This is a genomic window from Streptomyces sp. NPDC048473 (assembly GCF_043200155.1).
Taxonomy (GTDB): domain Bacteria; phylum Actinomycetota; class Actinomycetes; order Streptomycetales; family Streptomycetaceae; genus Streptomyces.
The window spans coordinates 1-2,491 of the sequence record NZ_JBICXE010000155.1 but is presented as its reverse complement, the minus strand read 5'-3'; the positions used below and the strand labels follow the sequence as shown (position 1 = coordinate 2,491).

Sequence of the window (2,491 nt, the reverse complement as noted above, 5' to 3'; positions counted from 1 at the left end):
ACCAACGTCAGGTGAACTGGCAGTTCACCACCCACGACGCACGCATCAAACTGCGCCACCTCTATCCCAAACATTAGCCGCGACGGCCTACTAGTGAGGAAGGCGTGTGCAACATTCGTATTGGCTTCGGGGGTGTGATGGCGGCGGGTAATGGTCAACGATCTGCGGTCCAAGACGGTGTCGTTTCGGATGGTCAGGGCGGCACCGTCATCCGTTTCTCTTATGGCCAGGCCGGCAATGAGGTTCCTGGTACCTCTACAGCAGTCGCACAGTGCCTAGCGGAAATTCGCCTCCACCTCGCGGCTGGTTCGGATGACCAGACAGTTAAGGCCGTAGCGCTCGTATACCGCGCGTTCGACGAGATCGCCGATGCGGAACGAATGGTGGGATCGGTCGCACATCAGCTGGGTGACGCTTTGGCAGTCACCAGCGTCCCGGAGGCGCTGATAGCGCGCCTTCGAGAGTTGATGGAGCTCGCCTCGAACGCCCGCAGGCTTCAGGGTGTCGTTCCTCGTCCTGCGCTGGAGCTGCTAGGCCAGGCAATGGCTGGCCTGCAAGAGGCATCTGCGATGGAGTCTGCGAATGATCGTTTCGCCACGGCTCACCTGGCAGCACTACGCACCGCCGCCGCTGTGCTTGCTGCGCGAGGGCGGCCGTCGGGAGACACGGGAATACGGCGCCACAGGCGAATCCGTAGCGCTTGGGAGGTGCTCCCTGAAATTGCTCCGGAGCTGACTGAGTGGAGCGCTCTATTCGCGGCAGGGGCTCGAACGCGCGCTCGCGCGGAGGCTGGCATCGAGGGCGCGGTCAGCATGCGCGAAGCGGAGGACTTGATTCGCGATGTCGCGATGTTTCTGCGGATTAGCCGACGGATTCTCCTGTTTGACTCCCGGCAGTATGGGGAGCTGCGACTGCCGGACCCGGAGTCCGAGTTCCGTCCACTCGCCGACGAGCGAGCAGCGCTCGAAAACCTGCCGCTCGACGTACCCCTCGGTCACACCCCGCCGGGCCCTCCGCTGGGCGATGACGATGATGAATGGGACGAGTAATTGGGGGATATAGCCAAGGGCGTTCTCGGTGGCGGGTGGAGTCTGTTGGTCGGCTGGATCCTGCCGACAGCCATCAACTTGGCTATTCTGGCTATCACTATGGGCCCCAGCTTGAGCCAGGCCCCAATGACGCACCAGATCTTCGCTGCCTCGCCGGGTGCTAAGGCACTACTGTTGTTGACCGCTTCTGTATTGATGGGCCTCATCCTCAACGCCTTGCAAATCCCCCTTTACCGGGTCTTGGAGGGGTACCTGTTCTGGCCGGCGCGACTGTATGCACGGCGTAGTCGCCACCACCGCGGGCGCCGTCGGGCGCTGGCCGATGAAGTGACACGGACGCGCAGCGCGCGTAGGGCTGCAGCCGAGCGGGCACAGCCTGCAGACACCGCACAGAGGCCATTGATTCCCGACGGGGCAGCCCCGGGCATGTCGGATCCACGCGACGAAGTGGCAACAGCGACGCAGCAGGCGCTGCTTGGTGAGCGGCTGGCCCGATATCCGGTGCAGGATGACCAGATCACGCCTACCAGGCTCGGCAACGCCATTCGGCGTCTGGAGGAGTACGGCTATGACCGCTACCGCCTGGATTCTCAGGTGTTGTGGAACGAGCTCACCGCGACGGCACCCGAGCAGGCTCGTCGGCAGGTCGACATCGCGCGTACCAGCGTCGACTTCTTCATCGCCCTGCTGTATGGGCACACAGCCCTCGTTGCCATGGCTCTGGGCGCCACATCGGTTGATAGCGCCGATCCTCCGATCCTCCTCGGAACCGCTGGCGTCCTCAGTATCCTGTGCCCGCTTTGGTATCGGGCCGCGGTCGCAGCGACTGACGAGTGGGCGGCAGCCGTCCGCGCACTGGTCAACTTGGGGCGCCATCCGCTGGCTCAGGCCATGGGCCTCAACCTGCCGCAGGACATCGAAGAAGAGCGAGAGATGTGGCGTATGGTCTCCCGGATGTCCAGGACCCGGTTCCATGAACGAGCTGCCGCTTTGAACCGCTTTCGCTCCTTCCCTGGCCCCGACGATCCAACGAGCGCGCCCGCACAGCCAAACGTCTCCGCGCGGCCCTGCGGTACCTGTTGCCCGGAGGCGCCCGCACCCGGCTGTCGGCCGACACGGCCGCCGGCTTGATAGAGGGCATCCGGCCGGTCACCTGCGACCGCCAACTTCCGCCACGGCATCGCCCTCGACATGCTGGCTGACCTGCGTCAGCTCGACCGCCAGCCCTAGCGGTGGTTTGTTGACTGTGGGTCAGGGCTGTAGTAGGCCGGTAGCAGAGGAACGTTGCCTCGCCGCCTGGGGGCTCGTGATGCCCCGTCGTCTGCCGTGTCCGCCCGCACCGGGCCCGCTGGAAGCCTACGCCGCACGCTTCGATGACCTGTTCTCCACACTGGCACAGCGCCGTGGGTTCCGCGAGTACCTGACTGGGCTGCTGCTGCCGC

Annotated in this window: 2 protein-coding genes; both read left to right on the top strand. The window is 64.7% G+C overall.

All coding sequences use genetic code 11. The features are described 5' to 3' along the window. The first annotated feature begins 467 nt into the window (after window positions 1-467). On the top strand, window positions 468-1,049 hold the full coding sequence (locus ACGFU7_RS47840; protein ID WP_393705081.1) for an SAV_6107 family HEPN domain-containing protein: 582 nt from the start codon (window positions 468-470) through the stop codon (window positions 1,047-1,049). Window positions 1,050-1,175: 126 nt separating this feature from the next. After that, window positions 1,176-2,180: a hypothetical protein gene (locus ACGFU7_RS47835; RefSeq protein WP_393705080.1), complete on the top strand. Its 1,005-nt coding sequence runs from the start codon at window positions 1,176-1,178 to the stop codon at window positions 2,178-2,180. Window positions 2,181-2,491 lie beyond the last annotated feature (311 nt).

Excerpts from the sequence above, each read along its gene's own strand:
- ACGFU7_RS47840 (WP_393705081.1), top strand. The coding sequence starts at position 468 with ATGGAGCTCGCCTCGAACGCCCGCAGGCTTCAGGGTGTCGTTCCTCGT.
- ACGFU7_RS47835 (WP_393705080.1), top strand. The coding sequence starts at position 1,176 with ATGACGCACCAGATCTTCGCTGCCTCGCCGGGTGCTAAGGCACTACTG.